Below are 19,705 nucleotides of genomic sequence, written 5' to 3' on the forward strand. Positions count from 1 at the left end.
TGCGATGTTGTTCGTTACGAACGGCATGCTTTTCTCGTCCCTATTCGTCGTCATTCAGGATGCTGGCCTTGGCGTAGAAGCCGATGCGCAGATAGGTGCCAAGCGAATCTGGCAACGAACTCTCCCGCGTGGTGATCGCCGTGACTCGATATTTCCCGGGCCGGAGTTTCTGATGGATGATTCTGCGCATCACCAAATTACCGCCGGCATACCGGCTTTCTGTGTCAATGGTTTGTTCCGTCACCAAGGCAGGCGCTGCTGAGACATTAAGTAGCTTCTCCACTTTGATGTGCACTGGCACCACGACACTCGGATGGGGGTACATACCGTTGTTGAGTTTGTCGCGCCCGCCACTAATGAATTGCCAGTTCTTGTCGTCATCTCGCCAAGATTGGTCCTTGGCATCTGGATCGTTCTTGTTGCCGAATCCGATATCGAACTCGTACACCCGGTACTCGGTGACAATGAAGTCAACTTCAATACGGCTGCCTTTCGGGGCAATATCCCATTTGAAGAAGCGACCGGGCGGAATCGTCGGAATGCCTATTTCTGCATAGGCCCATGTGGAAAGCAGTGGAAACAGTGCCAGCAATGCCAACAGGCTGCGTTTGCTTCGTATGACATGCTCCTTCTTGTTGTTCATTGGTTGTCCCGTAGCTTGGTGATTTCCACCGTTTTCCCCTCGCATGTCGAATCGCAGCCGACCGTCACCGATGTTACTTAGCCCTGGTCGTGACTAAGGCGCCCAACGTTTGAATTCGCCGGCCTATGCGGCTTTATGCGCAAGGTCCGGTGGAATGATGGGTTGGGCTGCCAATTGCATCCTATCGATCGAGGCGAGGAAACCGCGCCCATGGTTCCTTCATGCCAAAAATAGGCAAGCCCAGGATTACATCTGCATGGTAGTTCTGAAGCTTGGCAATCAACGAGTGATCATGCGACAACGCAAAATAGACATTTTGCTGCGTTCCACCTAGGCCGAAGTAAGGCAACGACCAGTAGGTTTCACTGACTTGTGTACATGCCAGAGTCTGCTTAATACAGAAACAGCCTTCGAGTTCGTGCAGGCCAGCTAGATTGCCGTCGGGAACTACACGGAGGGTGATGAAAGCATCTCCATTGCGATCGAGCCGCCGTGTACGAACACTCAAAGAAACAGTTTGAGCATTACTGGAAATGTTCAATGCGGAGGTAAGCAACAGTGGCTGACTGTTTCCGCCATCGGCTCCAATTACCACCCCTTCATTGGAATATGTGCCATCGACCGCTTTGCACTCGGGGCCTAAGGCTAGTGGCTCTCCCCAAGCACTGGAGGGGTATTCCAAATCGGCCACCAACGGTGCATGAACAGTGACGCAGCCCTGCGAGATTGCTGCAACCAAAAACGATGCGCATAGCCGCCCCCGCAATCGGTTCATGTGGCAGCCCAACGCAAAAGTCAGCGGCGCCGGCACGGCGTCCGATGCACTGCCGGGTTAGGTGGCTGGTCACTACGGAGAGAGATATGCAAGCAGCGAATTACGCACCGATTTACGCGGCCTGCCTTTACCCTGAACTGGCAGAGGGCTTTAGGACGAAAGGATGGGCGCTGGCTGTTCACGGAAGCCTCTCGCGTGACTTTGATCTTGTGGCGATTCCGTGGCACCACGAACCTGTCAGACCGCAGCAGTGCGTTGATAGCGTTTGCCACTACCACGGTATGAAGCAGATCGGGCCAGCGGTGACGAAGGCGCACGGACGGATGGTGTTCACGCTGGCGCTCAGTTTCGGGGAGTGCTTCCTCGATCTTTCGTTCATGCCGACGACACCTAACGTAATGTCTGGCGCCTAAAAGTCGGAAAACTTTCCGACACTAGGCTGGCTAATTCATCCGCATGACCGCGTGTCACTGCCGAATCAGAAGGTTGTGTCAATTTAGCAGGACCTAATACAGCGATCGCGTGTCGACCGGACGCATTCTGCTCCGCATGGCGGCCGCTGACAATGCTCTCGGCATCAATGAACGGCCGCTTCGTGGGAATTAGGCCAGAGTCCGCTCTTGGCCGAGTGCCGCTGTCCCACCAGCGCCGACTTTCACGCAGGACTATTCCTCGAACGTATCGCGCAACACGCCCAGGAGCGCGGACAGGGTTGCTGCATCCACCTTGCCCATGCGCTTGACGAGCCGCGCCTTGTCGAGCGCACGCATCTGTTCGGGCAGGATCAAGCCCTTCTTGCCGCCGAAGCTGACGGGAATGCGGAACGGTGCCGGATGACTGCCGGTGGTCATGGGGGCGATCAGCACGGTGCGGAGCCAGTCATGAATTTCGGGAGGCGAGACGATCACGCAGGGGCGCGTCTTCTGGATTTCGGCACCCATGGTTGGATCGAGCGCGGCCAGCCAGATGTCGCCGCGTTTCACCTTCACCATTTCAATTCCGCATCCCCTGCGTTGGCGAATTCCGGCCAGACCGGAACATCGGCGCCTTGCGCGGCGATCTCGCGTGCCGCGTCGGCCCAGCCGGCACGCGGCTGGTGATCCTGAATGGGGCGCAGAACGATGGTGCCGTTCTCCACGGAGATATCGACCTCGGCGTCCAGGCCGGTTTCGGCCAGCATGGGCTTCGGGATCAATACTCCTTGTGAATTGCCGATCTTGCGAATGGCGGTGCGCATGGTCATCTCCTGCGATGTTTTACATTGTTATAACTATACGCCGTGAGCGCAAAATAGCAAAGGCAGCTTGGCTCGCGTTATTGTTGAGCTGCCGACCGAAAAAACGCCGATAGCATCCCCGTAGTCCGCCCATTGTCCGCTTCGGGGGACAGTGATTAATGGTCGCACCTGGCCGAGTGCCGTCAATTTCGCCGAACTACAGAGCAGGCCGAGGGCCGGGGTGCGGCCGATTTTCGCGACCGCCGCCGCGACGGGGTGCTCGCCGGGGGGGTCCGGTCTCGTTGTTTGAGCGGCGCAGCCGCGAGTTTAGAGGCCGGCCGGCGGGCGCGCCGGCGCAAGGGCACCCGCAGGGCGGGAGCGCATGAGGCGGCGGCCCGACCCTTGGCCTGCGGTCTAGGCAAGCGCGGGGCTTTCGGTCCGGCCTTGGGCTAGAATTATCCGTTCGTTCCCGGCCGCCCGCGCCGCCCGCAGGAGATACCCCATGCCCGCCTACCGTTCCCGCACATCCACCCACGGCCGCAACATGGCCGGCGCCCGCTCGCTGTGGCGCGCCACCGGCATGAAGGACGGCGACTTCGGCAAGCCCATCATCGCCGTGGTCAATTCCTTCACCCAGTTCGTGCCGGGCCACGTGCACCTTAAGGACCTCGGCCAGATGGTGGCGCGCGAGATCGAGGCGGCCGGCGGCGTGGCCAAGGAATTCAACACCATCGCCGTCGACGACGGCATTGCCATGGGCCACGGCGGCATGCTCTATTCGCTGCCTTCGCGCGAGCTGATCGCCGACTCGGTCGAGTACATGGTCAATGCCCATTGCGCCGACGCCATGGTGTGCATCTCCAACTGCGACAAGATCACCCCGGGCATGCTGATGGCCAGCCTGCGCCTCAACATCCCGACCGTGTTCGTTTCCGGCGGGCCGATGGAGGCGGGGAAGGTCAAGTGGCACGGCGAATACCGCATGGTCGATCTCGTCGATGCGATGATCGAGGCGGCCGACAGCAAGAACAGCGATGCCGAAGTGAATGCGCTGGAGCGCTCGGCCTGCCCGACCTGCGGTTCCTGCTCGGGCATGTTCACCGCCAACTCGATGAACTGTCTGACCGAGGCGCTGGGCCTCTCGCTGCCGGGCAACGGTTCGTTGCTGGCGACCCATGCCGACCGCCGCATGCTCTTCCTCAAGGCTGGCCGACTGGCCGTCGAACTTTGCCAGCGCTGGTACGAGCAGGACGACGCCTCCGTCCTGCCGCGCAACATCGCCTCGTTCTCCGCCTTCGAGAACGCCATCGCCCTCGACATCGCCATGGGCGGCTCGACCAACACCGTGCTGCATCTGCTGGCCGCCGCGCAGGAAGCCGGCGTCGACTTCACCATGGCCGACATCGACCGCATGTCGCGCAACGTGCCCTGCCTGGCCAAGGTCGCGCCGGCGACGCAGAAGTACCACATGGAGGACGTGCATCGCGCCGGCGGCATCATGGCCATACTCGGCGAGCTCGACCGCGCCGGCCTCATCAACCGCGACTGCCCGACGGTGCTCTACAAGACGCTGGGCGAGGCGCTCGACTGCTGCGACGTGAAGCGCAACGGCGACAGGGCCGTGCATGACTTCTACCGCGCCGCGCCGGGTGGCGTGCCGACGCAGGAGGCCTTCTCGCAGGACCGCCGCTATCGCACGCTCGACCTCGACCGGGCCGGCGGCTGCATTCGCGACTACGACAACGCCTACACCAAGGAAGGCGGCCTCGCCGTGCTCTTCGGCAACATCGCCGAGAAGGGCTGCATCGTCAAGACCGCGGGTGTCGACGAGAGCGTCTGGAAATTCAGCGGCCGGGCGCGGGTCTGCGAATCGCAGGACGAGGCCGTCGAAAAGATCCTCGGCGGACAGATCGTCGCCGGCGATGTCGTGGTGATCCGCTACGAGGGACCCAAGGGCGGCCCCGGCATGCAGGAGATGCTCTACCCGACCTCGTATCTCAAGTCGATGGGGCTGGGCAAGCAGTGCGCGCTGCTCACCGACGGCCGCTTCTCCGGCGGCACCTCGGGTTTGAGCATCGGCCACGCCTCGCCCGAAGCGGCGGCAGGCGGTGCCATCGGCCTGGTCGAGGAGGGCGACACCATCGAGATCGACATCCCCCACCGCCGCATCCACCTCGCCGTGGAAAACTCGGTGCTGGCGGCACGGCGCGCGGCGATGGAGGCGAAGGGTGCGGCCGCGTGGAAGCCCGTCGGCCGCGTGCGCGCGGTATCGGCGGCGCTGCTGGCGTATGCCGCGATGACCACCAGCGCCGATACCGGCGCGGTGCGCGACGTGACGCAACTGCAGTGATGAGCGCCTTTCACGACCTCTACACCGGTCGCCTCTGGTCCATCATGTCGTGGGACCAGCTCACCGCGTTCTGGGGCCGCATCGACCCCGCCGCCGGCTGGTACCTCTACGCCGTCGGCGAAGCGGTGCCGATCGCGCCCGCCACTGCCGAGGCGACGAGCAGCTGCATCCATCACATCGACGAGCTGCTGCGGCGCGAGCACCACCACGACTACTGCGCCATCGTCTACGCCGACGACATCGAGAAGCCGAGCTTCATCAAGATCTACGACCCCAACAACCTCGGCGTGTCCTGCGGCTTTTCCGACAACCCGCCGCTGCCCGGCTGGATCATGTGCCAGGTGCCGCCGGACGATCTCAAGCCCGCACACCCGCTGCCCGAGGGGCGCAAGCGCTGGTGGGCCAAGCTGTTCAACTGATATCCCCGTTGCGCACAGGGTAAGCAGTCGACTAGATTCCTCGGGATTGTCCGTCCCGAGCACATCATGAATCGACTCGCGCAAGAAACCTCCCCCTATCTGCTGCAGCACGCCGACAACCCGGTCGCATGGTTTCCCTGGGGTGAGGACGCGCTCACCCTGGCGCGTTCGCAGGACAGGCCGATCCTGCTCTCCATCGGCTATTCGGCCTGCCACTGGTGCCACGTCATGGCCCACGAATCATTCGAGGATGCCGACGTGGCGGCGGTGATGAACCGGCTGTTCGTCAACGTCAAGGTCGACCGCGAGGAGCGCCCGGACCTCGACCAGATCTACCAGACCGCGCACCAGATGCTGGCCGGCCGCCACGGCGGCTGGCCGCTGACCATGTTCCTCACGCCCGACGGCACGCCGTTCTACGGCGGCACCTATTTCCCGAAGGCGCCGCGCTTCGGCCTGCCGGGCTTCATCGATCTGTGCGAACAGATCGCCGACGTCTGGCATACGCGCCGCGGCGACGTCGAGGCGCAGAACCGCGACCTGCTCGCCACGCTTGCGGGACATTCGGCGCGGACAGGCGGCCCCGCCGATCTGGATACCGCGCCGATCGCCGCCACCGGCAACATGCTGCTCGGCAGCTTCGACCGCGATTTCGGCGGCTTCGGCGGCGCGCCGAAATTCCCGCATCCGACCGATCTCGCCTTCCTCTTGCGTCGCGGCGATGATCCGCTGGCGCGCGAGGCCGCGCTGATCACGCTAACGCGCATGGCCGAGGGCGGCATCCACGATCAGCTCGGCGGCGGCTTCTGCCGCTACAGCACCGACGAGCGCTGGGAGATCCCGCACTTCGAGAAGATGCTCTACGACAACGGCCCGCTGCTCGGGCTCTACGCCGACGCCTGGGCGCTGACCGCCGACGAGTTGTACCGGCGCGTCGCCGAGCAGACCGTCGGCTGGCTGCTGCGCGAGATGACCTCGCCCGACGGCGCGTTCTATTCCTCGCTCGACGCCGATTCCGAAGGCGAGGAAGGCAGGTACTACGTCTGGGACCGCGCCGAGGTCGCACGGCTGCTCACCCCCGAAGAGTCGGCGCTGGCGGCACGGCGCTGGGGCCTCGACGGCCCGCCCAATTTCGAGAACGCCCACTGGCACCTGCGCGTCGTCGTGCCCATGCGCGGCCGGTCCGCGCCGCTGGCCCCGGACGAGACGGTCCTGTTCGAAAGCGCCCGGGCCAAGCTCTTCGCCGCCCGGGAACGGCGCATCTGCCCCGGCCGCGACGACAAGATCCTCACCTCGTGGAACGCGCTGATGATCGAGGGCCTCGCCCACGCCGCGCGAGTCTTCGACCGGCCCGACTGGCTGGCGGCGGCGCAGCGGGCGCTCGATTCCATCCGCGGAACGCTCTGGAAGGACGCCCGCTTGCTGGCGACGGCGAAGGACGGCAAGGCGCATCTCAACGCCTACCTCGACGACTATGCCTATCTGCTGTCGGCACTGCTCGAACTGCTGCAGGCCGAATACCGGCAGGAGGATATGGAATTCGCCATCCGGATCGCCGACGCCCTGCTCGAGCACTTCGAAGATACGGAATCCGGCGGCTTCTTCTTCACCTCCCACGACCACGAGTCCCTGATCCAGCGCCCCAAGACCGGTTTCGACTCAGCCATGCCCTCCGGCAACGGCGTCGCCGCGGTCGGCCTGCAGCGCCTCGGCCATCTGCTCGGGGAGGTGCGCTATCTCGAGGCGGCGCGCCGCACGCTCGACTGCTTCTGGCCGCAGATGCAACGCCAAGCCGGCGGCTTCTCGACCCTGCTGACGGCACTGGAAGAAGCGCTTACTCCGCCGGCGATCGCCATTCTGCGCGGTCCTGCCGCCGAGGTCGGGGAATGGCAGAGGCGTTTGGCGGGGCGGCGAGAAGCCATTGTGTTGGGTTTGAGCAACGGCATGAGCGGTCTCGCCGCCGCCCTGGCCAGGCCGGAAAGCACTCATGTCAACGCCTGGGTCTGCCGCGGCGTTACTTGCTTGCCTCCGGTGGCGGATTTCGAACAGCTTCTGGGTCATTTGCAGCCGACCTGATTTCCGCTAGACTGCCGGCTCGGAATTTTTACCCATGACCGCAACCATTTGAGGAAGAACATGAAACTGATCGCTGCCGCCCTGATTTCCGCCGCTGCTCTCGTCTCGGCCCCCGCCATGGCCAACCTGGACCTGGCCAAGAAGAGCAACTGCATGTCCTGCCACACCGTCGACAAGAAGCTGGTCGGCCCGGCCTACAAGGACGTCGCCGCCAAGTACGCCGGCAAGGCCGACGCCGTCAAGACCCTCACCGCCAAGGTCAAGGCCGGCGGCAAGGGCAACTGGGGCGAGATCCCGATGCCGCCGAACGCCAACGTCAAGGACGCGGACATCGAGACCTTGGTCAAGTGGATCCTCGCCGGCGCCAAGTAATCGGCACCGCAGTCCAGGAAAAACCGGCTTCGGCCGGTTTTTTCGTTGACGGACGGGCTGATTGACAAGCCGCCACGGCCTGCGCAGAATCCCCGCTCCCCCCAAGCCCCGCCACCCTCGGAGACACCAGCATGAAATTTCCGGTCAAAGCCGTATCGCTGTCGATGATCGCCGCTTTCGCCATGATGGGCTGCGGCAAGGAAGCGCCGCCCCCGCCGACCCCGGCCGCCGCCCCACCGCCTCCGCCGCCGCTGGTGATCAAGCTCGGCCACGCGGCGCCGCTGACCGGTCCGCAGGCGCACATCGGCAAGGACAACGAGAACGGCGCGCGCCTCGCCGTCGAGGACGCCAATGCCGCCAAGATCAAGTTCGGTGGCCGCGACGTGAAGTTCGAACTGATGGGCGAAGACGACCAGGCCGATCCGAAGCAGGGCAACCTCGTGGCGCAGAAATTCGTCGATGCCAAGGTCAATGCCGTCATCGGCCACCTCAACTCGGGCACCACCATTCCCGCGTCCAAGGTCTATTCGGATGCCGGCATTCCGCAGGTCAGCCCCTCGGCGACCAACCCGGCCTACACCGCCCAGGGCTTCAAGACCGCTTTCCGCGTGATGGCCAACGACGTGCAGCAGGGCAAGGTCCTCGGCGAATACGCCGTCAACAACCTCAAGGCCAAGACCGTCGCCATCATCGACGACAAGACCGCCTACGGCGAGGGCCTCGCCTCCGAGTTCAAGAAGGCCGCCACCGCAGCCGGGGTCAAGGTCGTCGCCGAGGAGCACACCGACGACAAGGCCGTCGACTTCGCCGCCATCCTCACCAAGGTCAAGGGCAAGAAGCCCGACCTCGTCTTCTACGGCGGCATGGACCCGCAGGCGGCACCGATGGCGATGCAGATGAAGAAGCTCGGCATCAAGGCCAGGCTGCTGATGGGCGACGGCGGCTGCACCTCCGAGTTCATCAAGAACGCCGCCGATGCCGCCGAGGGTCACTACTGCTCGCTGCCCGGCATCCCCTACGAGAAGATGCCGGGCGGTCCGAAGTTCATCGAGCGCTTCAAGGCCAAGTACGGCGATATCCAGCTCTACGCTCCTTACGCCTACGACGCGGTGATGGTCGTGGTCGATGCGGTCAAGCGCGCCCAGTCGGCCGACTCCGCCAGGATCCTCGCCGAACTGCCCAAGACCGACTACAAGGGCGTGACCACCACCATCACCTTCGACGACAAGGGCGACATCAAGGATGGCGCCATCAGCCTCTACGTCGCCAAGGGCGGCAAGTGGGAGGCGATGGACACCATCGGTGGCCCGCCGCCCGGACCGGCCCCGGCCGAACCCCTGGCCGGCATGAGCGGCATGAGCGGCATGGGCGGCATGTCGGGCATGACCGGTCCGAAGGGCATGGGCGGCATGAGCGGCATGGGCAGCATGCAAGGCATGTCCGGCATGGCGCCGGCTGCTCCGGCCAAGCCGGCTGCCGCTGCGGTCCCCGCGGTACCCGCCAAGAAGTAAGGCAGTTTCTGTCCGAGGAACGCGGCGCCCTGCGGGGCGCCGTTTTCTTTGGCGCCTCAGCCTCCCATCAGCACGCTCATGTGCTGGACGCGCTCGCTCATCGATCGCAGAAGGACAATGCCGACGGCGGGGTGGGATCCGACCACTTTGAGGAAGGCCTCGCGCGAAATGGCCAGCCAGGCGCCGTCGCTCGCAGCAGTAGCGGTCGCCGCACGAATGTTCGGCCCGAGCAGCGCCGTTTCGCCAAAGGTCTCGCCGGGTCCGATGGTCTCGACGGTGCGGCCGTTGATCGAAATCGCGACCTTGCCTTCCGTCACTACGAACATCGAAACGCCCACCGCCCCCCTGGTGACGATGGCGTCCGCTGCCTTCATCGGGGTCGGTGTCGGATCGCCCATCGCACGGCGCAATTCGGCGAGCATCTTCTTGTCCAGCCCCTTGCCTCCTTCGCGCGGAGGCATTGGCCCCGTCCCCGAGGCCAGCAGGCGATCGACGCTGTGAGCGAGGCGCTGGGCCATGTTGCTGATCAGCATCAGGGAGAATTCGGGCAGTCGCTGCAGCGAAGCGACGAAGTTCCTTTCGTTCAGCGACAGGACGCGACAATTCTTTCGCGCCGTTGCTGTAGCGCTGCGCGGTGCCTCGGTGATGAGGGACAGCTCGCCGAACAGCTCGCCCGGCAGCACCAGGCTCACCGGCTTTCCCTTGCGGGTCAGCACCAATTCGCCTTCGAGGAGAAGGTAGACGCGGGCGCCTTTCGAGAAGAATCCGCCTGGCTTGTCCTGTTCGGGGAATATCGTCGTACCCGCCGCGAATTCCTCGGTCTCGCCGGCGATCTGAAAGAACTGCAGAGCAAGCCTGGGGTTGTAGGCAGCCTGCGGGTCGGCCTTCGCCGGCGCGGAGGGCGGTACGGCCGGCTTGGCGGGCGCCTGTGTCAACCCGGAGAAATCGAGCTCATTCATTTGCGTACCTGCGTTTTCAAGACGCCGAGAGACTAGCGCAAACGGCGGCTTGCTGCCAGCGCCAGCGGAGCTGAAAAATCGGTGCCGGCGACGCCCCGCAGGAAGTCCCCTTGGGGGACTGCCAACCTATAATCCCCGCCGTGGATATCTTCCTGCAGCAGATCTTCAATGGCCTCACGCTAGGCAGCATCTACGCGCTGGTCGCGCTCGGCTACACGATGGTCTACGGCATCATGGGGCTGATCAACTTCGCCCATGGCGAAGTGGTGATGATCGGCGCGCTCACCGCGCTGGCCACCGCCAAGGCCTTGCTCGCCGCGGGCGTTCCGCCGCCGCTGGTCCTGCTGCTCGCGCTGCTGGTCGCGACCCTGGTCTGCATGGCGCTGGGCGCGGCCATCGAGCGCGTCGCCTACCGGCCGTTACGCAACGCGCCGCGTCTGGCGCCGCTGATCACCGCCATCGGCGTCTCCATCGTGCTGCAGCAGGTGGCGATGCTGGTGTGGGGGCGCAACTACCATTCGGTGCCGCAGCTGCTGCCGGCAGGCTCGTACGAGATTCTCGGGGCTCAAATTACCGAGGTGCAGCTGATCATCATGGCCGTAGCCGCCTCGACCATGCTCGGCCTGATGCAGCTGGTGAACCGCACCCGGCTCGGCCGCGCCATGCGCGCCACTTCCGAAAGCCCCGCCATCGCGGCGCTGATGGGCGTCGACGCCAACCGCATCATCATGCTCACCTTCGTCATCGGCTCGGGGCTGGGCGCGCTTGCCGGCGTGATGGTCAGCGCCAATTACGGCATCGCCCACTACCACATGGGCTTCCTGCTCGGCCTCAAGGCCTTCACCGCCGCCGTGCTCGGCGGCATCGGCAACCTCGCCGGCGCCATGGTCGGCGGGCTGCTGCTGGGCATCATCGAAGCGCTGGGCGCCGGCTACATCGGCGATCTCACCGGCGGCGTGCTCGGCTCCAACTACCAGGACGTGTTCGCCTTCTTCGTGCTGATCGTAGTGCTGATCTTCCGGCCATCGGGCCTGATGGGCGAGAAAGTGGCGGAGCGCGCATGAGTCCCCGGCACCGCGCCTTCGCCGGCACCGCGCTGATCGCCATTGCGCTGGCGGTCCTGCCGCTCGTGGTCGGCAACACGCTGGGCAACACCTGGGTGCGCGTGCTCGACTACGCGCTGCTCTACATCATCCTGGCGCTGGGGCTGAACATCGTCGTCGGCTTCGCCGGCCTGCTCGACCTCGGCTACATCGCCTTCTACGCCGTCGGCGCCTACCTCTACGCGCTGCTGGCCTCGCCGCACTTCGGCCTGCACTGGCCGGCCTGGGCCATCCTGCCGCTGGGCGCGCTGGTCGCCGGCTTCTTCGGCGTGCTGCTCGGTGCGCCGACGCTCAGGCTGCGCGGCGATTACCTGGCCATCGTCACGCTGGGTTTCGGCGAGATCATCCGCATCTTCCTCAACAACCTCAACCAGCCGGTCAACATCACCAACGGCCCCAAGGGCATCGCCCGCATCGACGCCATCGGCGTCGCCGGCCATCCGCTGGCCAAGCCGCTCGAGGCGTTCGGCGTCACGTTCCCGGGCGTGACGCTCTACTACTATCTGTTCGTGCTGCTCGCCATCGCCATCGTCTTCGTCGGCATCCGCCTGCAGGACTCGCGCATCGGCCGCGCCTGGGTGGCGATCCGCGAGGACGAGATCGCGGCCAAGGCCTGCGGCATCAACACCCGCAACGTCAAGCTGCTGGCCTTCGCCATGGGGGCGAGCTTCGGCGGCGTCGCCGGCGGGCTCTTCGCCGGCTTCCAGGAATTCGTCTCGCCCGAAAGCTTCGGCCTGCTCGAGTCGATCATGGTGCTGTGCATGGTGGTGCTCGGCGGCATGGGCCACATCCCCGGCGTGATCCTCGGCGGCCTGTTGCTGACGCTGCTGCCCGAGGCCTTTCGTTACGGCGCCGGACCGCTGCAGCAGGCCGCTTTCGGCCGCGTGCTGCTCGATCCGGAATCGCTGCGCATGCTGCTCTTCGGCATCGCGCTGATTCTCGTCATGCTCTATCGTCCGGCCGGCCTGTGGCCCGAGGCCAGGCATCGCCGCGAGTTCGCCGAGAAGAAGTGATGAACAGCTTGCTCGATGCCCGTGGAATCGGCAAACGCTTCGGCGGCGTCCAGGCGCTGAAGGACGTTTCGCTGACCATACGCGCCGGCGAGATCTACGGCCTGATCGGTCCCAACGGCGCCGGCAAGACCACCTTCTTCAATGTGCTCACGGGGCTCTATGCGAAGGACGAAGGCGAGGTCGTCTTTGCCGGCGTGCCGCTCAAGCTCGGCAGCCCGCACGAGGTGGCCCGGGCCGGCATCGCCCGCACCTTCCAGAACATCCGCCTCTTCGCCAACATGACGGCGCTGGAGAACGTGATGGTCGGGCGCCATCTGCGGACGAAAGTCGGCGTCGGCGGCGCGGTGATGCGCTTTTCGAAAGCGCGCGAGGAGGAGGCGGCGATCCGCCGCCGCGCCCACGAGCTGTTGCGCTATGTCGGCGTCGAGCATCACGCGCAGAAGCTGGCGAAGAACCTGGCCTATGGCGACCAGCGTCGGCTCGAGATCGCCCGCGCCCTGGCGACCGAGCCCAAGCTGCTGGCGCTCGACGAGCCGGCGGCCGGCATGAACGCGACCGAGACCGCGGAACTGCGGACCCTGATCGAGGGCATCCGCGCCGACGGCGTCACCGTGCTGCTGATCGAGCACGACGTGAAGTTGGTGATGGGGTTGTGTGATCGTGTCGCCGTGCTCGATTACGGCATCAAGATTGCCGAGGACGTGCCCGATGTCGTCAAGCGCGACCCGCAGGTGGTCGACGCCTATCTGGGGGCGGGCCATGGCTAGGGCGCTGCTCGACGTCCTCAACCTCGAGGTCCGTTACGGCGGCATCATGGCGGTGAAGGGCATCTCCTTCGCTGTCGAGGAAGGCGAGATGGTCTGCCTCATCGGCGCCAACGGCGCCGGCAAGACATCGACGCTCAAGGCGCTGGCGCGCATGCTGCCGTCGCGCGGCGAGATCCGCTATGGCGCCGAACGCATCGACGCACTGCCGGCGCATGCGCTGATCGGCCGCGGGCTGGCGCTGGTGCCCGAGGGCCGCGGCGTGTTCGCGCGGCTTTCCGTGGCCGAGAACCTTGCGATGGGCGCCTACCATCGCCGCGACCATGACGAGGTCGCGGCCGACATCGAGTATGTCCATGCCTTGCTGCCGCGGCTCAAGGAGCGCGCGCGGCAGCTCGCCGGCACGCTCTCGGGCGGCGAGCAGCAGATGCTGGCGATCGGCCGCGCCCTGATGGGGCGGCCCCGGCTGCTGCTGCTCGACGAGCCGTCGATGGGCCTGGCGCCGCTGATGGTGGAAAAAGTGTTCGAGGTCATCCGCACCGTCGCGGCGCAGGGCGTGACCATATTGCTGGTCGAGCAGAACGCCCGCCTCGCGCTCGAAGTCTGTAGCCGCGGCTACGTCATGGAAAGCGGCCGCGTCATCCTCGCCGACAGCGCCGCCAATCTGGCCGCCGACCCGCGCGTCCGCCACGCCTACCTCGGCGAGTGAGCCCGGCGGGGCCGGTTTACTCCTCGGCTGCCAGCAGCGACTGCAGCAGCGAGCGCAGGCGCGCCGGCTTCAACGGTTTGCTCAGCAGCACCAGCCGGTTGCGCGCCGCCTCGCGCTGCAGGTCTTCGCTGAGGTCGCCGCTGATCAGCAGTACCGGAATGTTGTTGCCGAAGCGGTGGCGCAGCGTCAGGGCAGAGCTGATTCCGTTCTCCAGCCCGCGCAGGCGGTAGTCGCAGATCGCCATGTCGGGCCGCACGCCGGCGCGATCGCATTCGGAAATCGCGTCGGCCACCGAGGGGCCGGCGAAGGTCTGGCAGCCCCAGGACGCAACGAGCCCGCTGGTGCTGGCCAGCACCAGCGGATCGTCGTCGATGATGAGCACGGCGCCATGCAGTCTGCCGCCGCTGTCGCGTCCCAAGTCCATGGCAAGCAGCGCTTCGCCCGCCGGCTCCGTCATTTCCGCCAGCGGCAGATCCAGACAGAAGACGCTGCCGCGTCCCGGGTTCGAGCGCAGTTGCAGGGAGGTGTCTAGCAGGTGGGCCAGGCGCCGGCAGATCGACAGGCCGAGGCCGAGGCCCTTGCTGCGATCGCGCTCCGGATTGTCGAGCTGGACGTACTCGTCGAAGATTGCCCGCTGCGAGGCGGCCGGGATGCCGATGCCGGTGTCCCAGACTTCGACCCGGACCCGGTTGCCGCGGCGGCGGCAGGCGAGCAGGACGCCGCCACGCTGGGTGTAGCGCAGGGCATTGCCGAGCAGGTTGAGCAGAATGCGTTCGAGCAGCACGGCGTCGCTGTGCACGCTCAGATTGCCTCCCGTGCGCAGGCGCAAGCGCAGGCCCTTGCGTTGCGCCGTCTCCGCCAGATCGAACTGCAGGCGCGCGAGCAGATCGTTCAGGAGGAAGGTCGCCGGCTTGGCCACCACCAGGCCGGCATCGATGCGCGAGATGTCGAGCAGGGTGTCGAGCAGGTCCTGCAGCGCGGAGACCGAGGTCTCGATATAGCGGGCGACGCCGCGCGCCTCGTGATCAAGCGGCATGCGCGACAGGCGCGAGGTGAACAGTCCGAGCGCATGCATCGGCTGGCGCAGGTCGTGACTGGCGGCGGCGAGAAAGCGCGACTTCGCGGCGTTGGCGGCCTCGGCCTCCTCCTTGCGCCGGCGCAGCTCGGCCGTGGCGGCGTCGATTTGCTGGCGCAGGTCGCGCTGCGCGGTGGCGACGCGCAGCGCCATCTGCGCGAAGTCGCGTGTCAACCGGGCGACCTCGTCGCGACCGGGATCGTCGGGAACTTCGACCTCGAGCTGTCCGGCCGCTATGCGGTCGGCGGCATCGGAAAGGCGGGCCAGGCGCCGGGTCAACGTGCGCACGACGAACCAGGAGACGATGCCGCCGAGAACGATGGCGATAAGGATGTAGCGACCGCCACTGCGGGTGATCTGCTGCAGCTCGGCCTCCACCGGCAGGGCCGAGAGAATGACGCGGGTATGGCCGATGGTGCGCCCGCCGGCGGCGATCTCGGCCATGCTGTCCACCATCGCGTCGTGCCAGATCTGGCGACTCCCCGGCGGCGCGGCCAGCAAGCGCCGGCTCTGCTCGTCGTCGAGCACCAGATTGAACAGGGTCTCGTCGCTGCTGGCGCGGACCCGGCCGTCGGTGTCGAGGATCATGGCCAGATGCAGGTTGGGCGTCGCGGCGAGGCTGCCGACGAGGTCGGTGAGGCCGTTGACGTCGTTGCTGAGCAGCCATGACGGAGCGCTGACCGCCAGGGTCCTGGCCAGGCCTGCACCCTGCTGCGCCAGCTGCTGCTCCATGAATTCCTGCTGCCGGCGCAGCATGTCGGCGACGACGGCTGCCATCATCAGCGCGAAGAGCAGCATCACGCCGGCGATGATGCGCGCCCTGCCGCTATACAGGAGCGGAGCGAGCCAGTGGGCGGGGCGGAAGTTCAAGGTGTCGACTCGTTCTCGCTTGCCCTGCGGTTTCAGCGGTGATGGCGGACCGATGGCCGGCTCGTGGCGTCGCAGGAATTGCTGCTGTCCGGTGCTCAGGCCTTGGCGACGGGTGCGGGCGCCGCGAAGGAGAAGATGTCGGCGTAGAACTCGCCTTCGGGCAGCCCGCGGACAACAAAGTCGCGCTTGGCGGCCTCGATCATCGCCGGGGCGCCGCAGGCGTAGACCTGGTAGCCGGAGAGATCGGCGAAATCGGCCAGCACCGCTTCGTGCACCAGGCCGGTGCGGCCGTTCCAGCCATCGGCGGCGTCGGGATCGGACAGCACCGGCACGTACTCGATGTGCGGATGGGCCGCCGCCCACTGCTGCGGCAGCTCGGGCAGGTAGATGCCGGCGTGGTTGCGCGCGCCCCAGTAGAGCGTCATCGGCCGCGTGATCTTGTTGTGGATGGCGTGCTCGACGATGCCCTTGATCGGGGCGAAGCCGGTGCCGCCGGCGAGCAGGATGATGGGCTTGTCCGAATCCTCGCGCAGGAAGAAGCTGCCGTGTGGCCCCTCGAAGCGCAGGATCTCCTTCTCGTGCATGGCGTGAAAGACGTGATCGGTGAATGTACCGCCGGGAATGAAGCGCACGTGCAGCTGCAGCAGTTCGTCGTCGTGCGGTGCGTTGGCGAGCGAGAAAGCGCGGCGCTTGCCGTCCTTGAGCAGGAATTCGATGTACTGGCCGGCGAGGAACTGCAGGCGCTCGTTGGTCGGCAGCTTCAGCGTCATCAGCATGACGTCGTCGGCGAGCTTCTCCAGATGCTGTACGCGGCAGGGCATGATCTTGACCGGGATGTCCTTGATCGCGCCGATTTCCTTCACCTCGAGCACGAGGTCCGACAGCGGCTTGGCGCAGCAGAACAGGGCCATGCCGCCGGCGCGTTCGGCCAGCGGCAGTGCGTGTTCCTGGGCGATGCCGAAATCGACGTGGCCTTCGAGCACCTTGCCCTTGCAGGTGCCGCAGGCGCCGTTGCGGCAGCCGTAGGGCAGGTTGAAGCCGGCGTCGAGCGCCGCTTGCAGGATGGGCTCATCTGCTGGCGCATCGAAGCCGTGGCCGCTGGGTTGGAGGGTAATCTTGAAGGCCATGCGATAATTTTCTTATGCGTAGATTGCTGATCATCGGCTGCGGCGATGTCGTCCGCCGCGTTTTGCCACAACTGGTTCGCCGCTGGCGCATCTATGCGCTGGTGCGCGAGTGGGATCCGGCGCTGCGGGCACTGGGCGTCGTCCAGATCGTCGGCGATCTCGATCGCGGCGCCAGCCTGACACGGCTGGTGGGTCTGGCGCAGGCCGTCTTGCATAGCGCGCCGCCGGGAGAGGACACGTCGGACGATGCCCGCACGCGACGGCTGATCGCCGTGTTGCGACAGGCGAGTCTACCACGCCGCCTCGTCTACATCAGCACCAGCGGGGTCTATGGAGACTGCGCTGGCGACAGGGTTTTCGAGACGCGGCGCCTCGCCCCGCGCACCGCGCGCGCGCGTCGCCGCGTCGCCGCGGAGGCGCAGCTGCGGCGCTTCGGTCGCGAGTCGGGCTGCGCCGTGTCCATCCTGCGCGCGCCCGGCATCTATGCCGCCGATCGCCTGCCGCTCGAGCGCCTGCGCCGCGGCCTGCCGCTGCTGCTGCCTGAAGAGGACATCTACACCAACCACATCCACGCCGAGGACCTCGGCCGCGCCTGCGTCGCCGCCCTCGAGTGCGGCGCCTTTGCCGGCGGACGCGCCTACAATGCCGTGGACGATTCCGACATCACCATGGGCGACTGGTTCGGCAAACTGGCCGATGCCTTCGCCCTGCCGCACCCGCCGCGCGTAAGCCGGGCCGAAGCCGAGCGCGTGCTGCCGCCGGTGCAGCTTTCGTTCATGCGCGAGTCGCGGCGACTCGACAACACGCGGCTCAAGCGCGAGTTGCGCCTGCGCCTGCGCTACCCGACCGTCGACAGCGGCATCGCCGCCGCCCTGGAGGATAAGGCCCCCCACCCCCCGGCCCCCGCCCCGCGGGCAAGGGTGACGGGTGATCGCTACGCTCACGGTATTGTGGCTGTCCCCTTCTCGGGGCGGCCCAGCGAAGGGGACTGACATGCTCTGGGTGAAGGCCTTTCACATCGTTTTCGTCGTGAGCTGGTTCGCCGGCCTCTTCTACCTGCCGCGGATTTTCGTCAATCTCGCCATGGTGCCGGCGGAAAGCGCAGCCGAACGCGAGCGCCTGCTGTTGATGGCGAGAAAGCTCTACAAGTTCGTCACGCCCATCGGCGCACTGGCGGTGATCTTCGGGCTGTGGCTGTGGTTCGGCTTCGGCTTCGCCGGCGGCTGGCTCTATGCCAAGACCGCGCTGGTGGTCGGCCTGATCGCCTACCACTTCTGGTGCGGCCGGCTGCTGCGGGAATTCGCTGCCGGGCAGAACGCCCGCGATCATGTCTGGTTCCGCTTCTTCAACGAGGTGCCGGTGCTGGCGCTGGTCGCGGTCTGCATCCTCGTCGTGGTGAAGCCGTTTTGAGCGCGCCCGCAGCAACGCGGCCACGCGTCGTACGCAAGGTGCCCCGTGCGGAAGGGGCGCCGGCCGCCGCGCTTCCCCGCGCCGGCTTCGAGGCCTTCTTCGCCCCCTGTCCGCGCGGACTCGAGCCCCTGCTGGCGGAGGACATCGCCGCCGCCGGTGGCCGCGAGGTGCGGCAGGTGCCGGGTGGGGCGGAGTTCGGCGGTTCCTGGGAAACGTGCTACCGCGTCAATCTCGGGTCGCGCATCGCAACGCGCGTGCTGTGGCGCGTTGCCGGCGCCGGCTATCGCTCCGAGGATGATGTCTACCGTCTGGCGCGCCAGATCGACTGGCCGCGGCTGTTCGATGTTCGCCACAGCATCCGCGTCCATGTCACCGCGATTCGCTCGCCGCTGAAGAGCCTCGAGTTCGTCACGCTGCGGGTCAAGGACGCCGTGTGCGACTGCTTCCGCGATGCGATCGGCCAGCGACCGAACGTCAGCGCCGAGCCGGACATCCGCATCCACCTGTTCCTGACCGCCGAGCAGGCCACGCTCTATGCGGACACCTCCGGCGATGCGCTGTGGCAGCGCGGCCACAAACTGGCCAAGGTCGCGGCGCCGTTGAAGGAAAACCTCGCGGCCGGCATCCTGCGGCTGTCCGGCTGGCAGCCCGGCGTGCCCCTGCTCGACCCGATGTGCGGCAGCGGCACCTTCCTGCTCGAGGCGGCCGGCATGGCGCTGGGTGACGCGCCCGGCCTGTCGCGCGACGAGAGAGACTTCGGTTTTGCCCGCCTCAGGAACTACGATGCCGTGCTGTGGAAGCGACTGCGTAGCGAGGCGGCGGGGCGGCGGTCGGCCGCCATGGCGCCACTGCCGATTTTCGGCAGCGACCTGTCCGACGATGCGGTGGCGCGCGCTTCGCAGAACCTGGCCTACGCCGGCATCGATGACCTGGTGACGATTGAGCGTGCCGACCTGTTGCTGCGTGCGGCACCGGCGGCAAGCGGCGTTCTGATCGCCAACCCGCCCTACGGCGAGCGCCTCGGCGAAGCCGACGAACTCGCGGCTTTCTATCCGCGGTTGGGCGATGCCCTGAAGAGGAACTTCGCCGACTGGGAGTGCTGGCTGCTCTCGGCCGACACCCGCCTGCCCAAGCTGATCGGCCTCAAGCCCAAGCGCAAGATCCCGTTGTTCAATGGCCCGCTGGAATGCCGGCTCTACGGCTTTGATATCGTGTCTGGCCAGCATCGTTAGGCCCGACTCCCCCCAGCCCCCTCTTCGCGGAGGGGGAGACTATTCGGCTCGCTACGCTCGTCTATTAAGGGGAGCGCGTAG

At 66.2% G+C, this 19,705-nt stretch carries 20 protein-coding genes; 13 read left to right on the forward strand and 7 right to left on the reverse strand.

Annotated features, from left to right (window positions below; genetic code table 11):
• Positions 1–40: 40 nt before the first annotated feature.
• Both EJE94_RS04545 and EJE94_RS04550 read right to left on the reverse strand, forming a co-directional pair.
• Positions 41–643 carry a DUF5625 family protein gene (locus tag EJE94_RS04545; RefSeq protein WP_121240275.1) on the reverse strand — a complete coding sequence of 201 codons (603 nt, stop codon included), beginning with the start codon at positions 641–643 and terminating at the stop codon, positions 41–43.
• A gap of 181 nt (positions 644–824) precedes the next feature.
• Positions 825–1,454 carry a hypothetical protein gene (locus EJE94_RS04550; protein ID WP_124962395.1) on the reverse strand — a complete coding sequence of 210 codons (630 nt, stop codon included), beginning with the start codon at positions 1,452–1,454 and terminating at the stop codon, positions 825–827.
• Positions 1,455–1,504: 50 nt separating this feature from the next.
• On the opposite strand from EJE94_RS04550, the gene EJE94_RS04555 reads away from it, so the two are divergent.
• The gene (locus EJE94_RS04555; RefSeq protein WP_124962396.1) at positions 1,505–1,831 is read left to right on the forward strand and encodes a hypothetical protein; all 327 of its coding nucleotides are present in this window, start codon (positions 1,505–1,507) and stop codon (positions 1,829–1,831) included.
• Between the two features lie 252 nt (positions 1,832–2,083).
• On the opposite strand, the gene EJE94_RS04560 is transcribed toward EJE94_RS04555, so the two are convergent.
• Both EJE94_RS04560 and EJE94_RS04565 read right to left on the reverse strand, forming a co-directional pair.
• On the reverse strand, positions 2,084–2,401 hold the full coding sequence (locus tag EJE94_RS04560; RefSeq protein WP_207855722.1) for a type II toxin-antitoxin system PemK/MazF family toxin: 318 nt from the start codon (positions 2,399–2,401) through the stop codon (positions 2,084–2,086).
• Between the two features lie 2 nt (positions 2,402–2,403).
• A complete protein-coding gene (locus tag EJE94_RS04565) occupies positions 2,404–2,655 on the reverse strand; it encodes an AbrB/MazE/SpoVT family DNA-binding domain-containing protein (RefSeq protein WP_121240638.1) in 252 nt (83 codons plus the stop codon).
• 481 nt (positions 2,656–3,136) lie between these two features.
• On the opposite strand from EJE94_RS04565, the gene ilvD reads away from it, so the two are divergent.
• The 5 genes from ilvD (at position 3,137) to EJE94_RS04590 (ending at position 9,362) form a co-directional block, all read left to right on the forward strand.
• Positions 3,137–4,984: a dihydroxy-acid dehydratase gene (gene ilvD / locus EJE94_RS04570; RefSeq protein ID WP_121240277.1), complete on the forward strand. Its 1,848-nt coding sequence runs from the start codon at positions 3,137–3,139 to the stop codon at positions 4,982–4,984.
• The gene (locus tag EJE94_RS04575) at positions 4,984–5,403 is read left to right on the forward strand and encodes a hypothetical protein (RefSeq protein ID WP_121240278.1); all 420 of its coding nucleotides are present in this window, start codon (positions 4,984–4,986) and stop codon (positions 5,401–5,403) included. The genes ilvD and EJE94_RS04575 overlap by 1 nt, the downstream gene beginning before the upstream one ends.
• Positions 5,404–5,469: 66 nt before the next feature.
• Positions 5,470–7,479, forward strand: coding sequence for a thioredoxin domain-containing protein (locus EJE94_RS04580; RefSeq protein ID WP_243642525.1), 2,010 nt, complete (start codon positions 5,470–5,472; stop codon positions 7,477–7,479).
• A gap of 60 nt (positions 7,480–7,539) precedes the next feature.
• Positions 7,540–7,851, forward strand: a complete 312-nt coding sequence (locus EJE94_RS04585; RefSeq protein ID WP_121240280.1) for a c-type cytochrome — start codon at positions 7,540–7,542, stop codon at positions 7,849–7,851.
• A 131-nt stretch (positions 7,852–7,982) separates the two neighbouring features.
• On the forward strand, positions 7,983–9,362 hold the full coding sequence (locus EJE94_RS04590) for a branched-chain amino acid ABC transporter substrate-binding protein (RefSeq protein ID WP_207855723.1): 1,380 nt from the start codon (positions 7,983–7,985) through the stop codon (positions 9,360–9,362).
• 56 nt (positions 9,363–9,418) lie between these two features.
• On the opposite strand, the gene EJE94_RS04595 is transcribed toward EJE94_RS04590, so the two are convergent.
• Entirely contained in the window at positions 9,419–10,321 is a 903-nt protein-coding gene (locus EJE94_RS04595; protein ID WP_121240281.1) for a cyclic nucleotide-binding domain-containing protein, read from the reverse strand.
• Between the two features lie 140 nt (positions 10,322–10,461).
• Between EJE94_RS04595 and EJE94_RS04600 the strand changes: the two genes are divergently transcribed.
• From EJE94_RS04600 to EJE94_RS04615, 4 genes are read left to right on the forward strand one after another with little or no spacing between them, the layout of a single operon-like run.
• The gene (locus tag EJE94_RS04600; RefSeq protein WP_121240282.1) at positions 10,462–11,385 is read left to right on the forward strand and encodes a branched-chain amino acid ABC transporter permease; all 924 of its coding nucleotides are present in this window, start codon (positions 10,462–10,464) and stop codon (positions 11,383–11,385) included.
• Positions 11,382–12,437, forward strand: coding sequence for an ABC transporter permease subunit (locus tag EJE94_RS04605; RefSeq protein ID WP_121240283.1), 1,056 nt, complete (start codon positions 11,382–11,384; stop codon positions 12,435–12,437). Before EJE94_RS04600 ends, EJE94_RS04605 begins: the two co-directional genes overlap by 4 nt.
• Positions 12,437–13,204 carry an ABC transporter ATP-binding protein gene (locus EJE94_RS04610; protein WP_121240284.1) on the forward strand — a complete coding sequence of 256 codons (768 nt, stop codon included), beginning with the start codon at positions 12,437–12,439 and terminating at the stop codon, positions 13,202–13,204. The genes EJE94_RS04605 and EJE94_RS04610 overlap by 1 nt, the downstream gene beginning before the upstream one ends.
• A gap of 4 nt (positions 13,205–13,208) precedes the next feature.
• Positions 13,209–13,910 carry an ABC transporter ATP-binding protein gene (locus EJE94_RS04615; RefSeq protein ID WP_121240640.1) on the forward strand — a complete coding sequence of 234 codons (702 nt, stop codon included), beginning with the start codon at positions 13,209–13,211 and terminating at the stop codon, positions 13,908–13,910.
• Positions 13,911–13,926: 16 nt separating this feature from the next.
• Here EJE94_RS04615 and EJE94_RS04620 read toward each other — a convergent pair whose 3' ends face one another.
• Positions 13,927–15,855, reverse strand: a complete 1,929-nt coding sequence (locus tag EJE94_RS04620; RefSeq protein ID WP_121240285.1) for an ATP-binding protein — start codon at positions 15,853–15,855, stop codon at positions 13,927–13,929.
• A 95-nt stretch (positions 15,856–15,950) separates the two neighbouring features.
• Positions 15,951–16,982 carry a CDP-6-deoxy-delta-3,4-glucoseen reductase gene (locus EJE94_RS04625; protein ID WP_121240286.1) on the reverse strand — a complete coding sequence of 344 codons (1,032 nt, stop codon included), beginning with the start codon at positions 16,980–16,982 and terminating at the stop codon, positions 15,951–15,953.
• A gap of 14 nt (positions 16,983–16,996) precedes the next feature.
• Here EJE94_RS04625 and EJE94_RS04630 point away from each other — a divergent pair, with 14 nt between their 5' ends.
• The 3 genes from EJE94_RS04630 to EJE94_RS04640 are packed head-to-tail and all read left to right on the forward strand — an operon-like array spanning position 16,997 to position 19,624.
• Positions 16,997–17,974: an NAD-dependent epimerase/dehydratase family protein gene (locus EJE94_RS04630; RefSeq protein ID WP_121240287.1), complete on the forward strand. Its 978-nt coding sequence runs from the start codon at positions 16,997–16,999 to the stop codon at positions 17,972–17,974.
• Position 17,975: 1 nt separating this feature from the next.
• A complete protein-coding gene (locus EJE94_RS04635) occupies positions 17,976–18,392 on the forward strand; it encodes a CopD family protein (RefSeq protein ID WP_121240288.1) in 417 nt (138 codons plus the stop codon).
• Entirely contained in the window at positions 18,389–19,624 is a 1,236-nt protein-coding gene (locus tag EJE94_RS04640) for a THUMP domain-containing class I SAM-dependent RNA methyltransferase (RefSeq protein ID WP_121240289.1), read from the forward strand. Before EJE94_RS04635 ends, EJE94_RS04640 begins: the two co-directional genes overlap by 4 nt.
• The last annotated feature ends 81 nt before the right edge of the window (positions 19,625–19,705 follow it).

Source organism: Sulfurisoma sediminicola (genome assembly GCF_003865015.1).
GTDB lineage: Bacteria > Pseudomonadota > Gammaproteobacteria > Burkholderiales > Rhodocyclaceae > Sulfurisoma > Sulfurisoma sediminicola.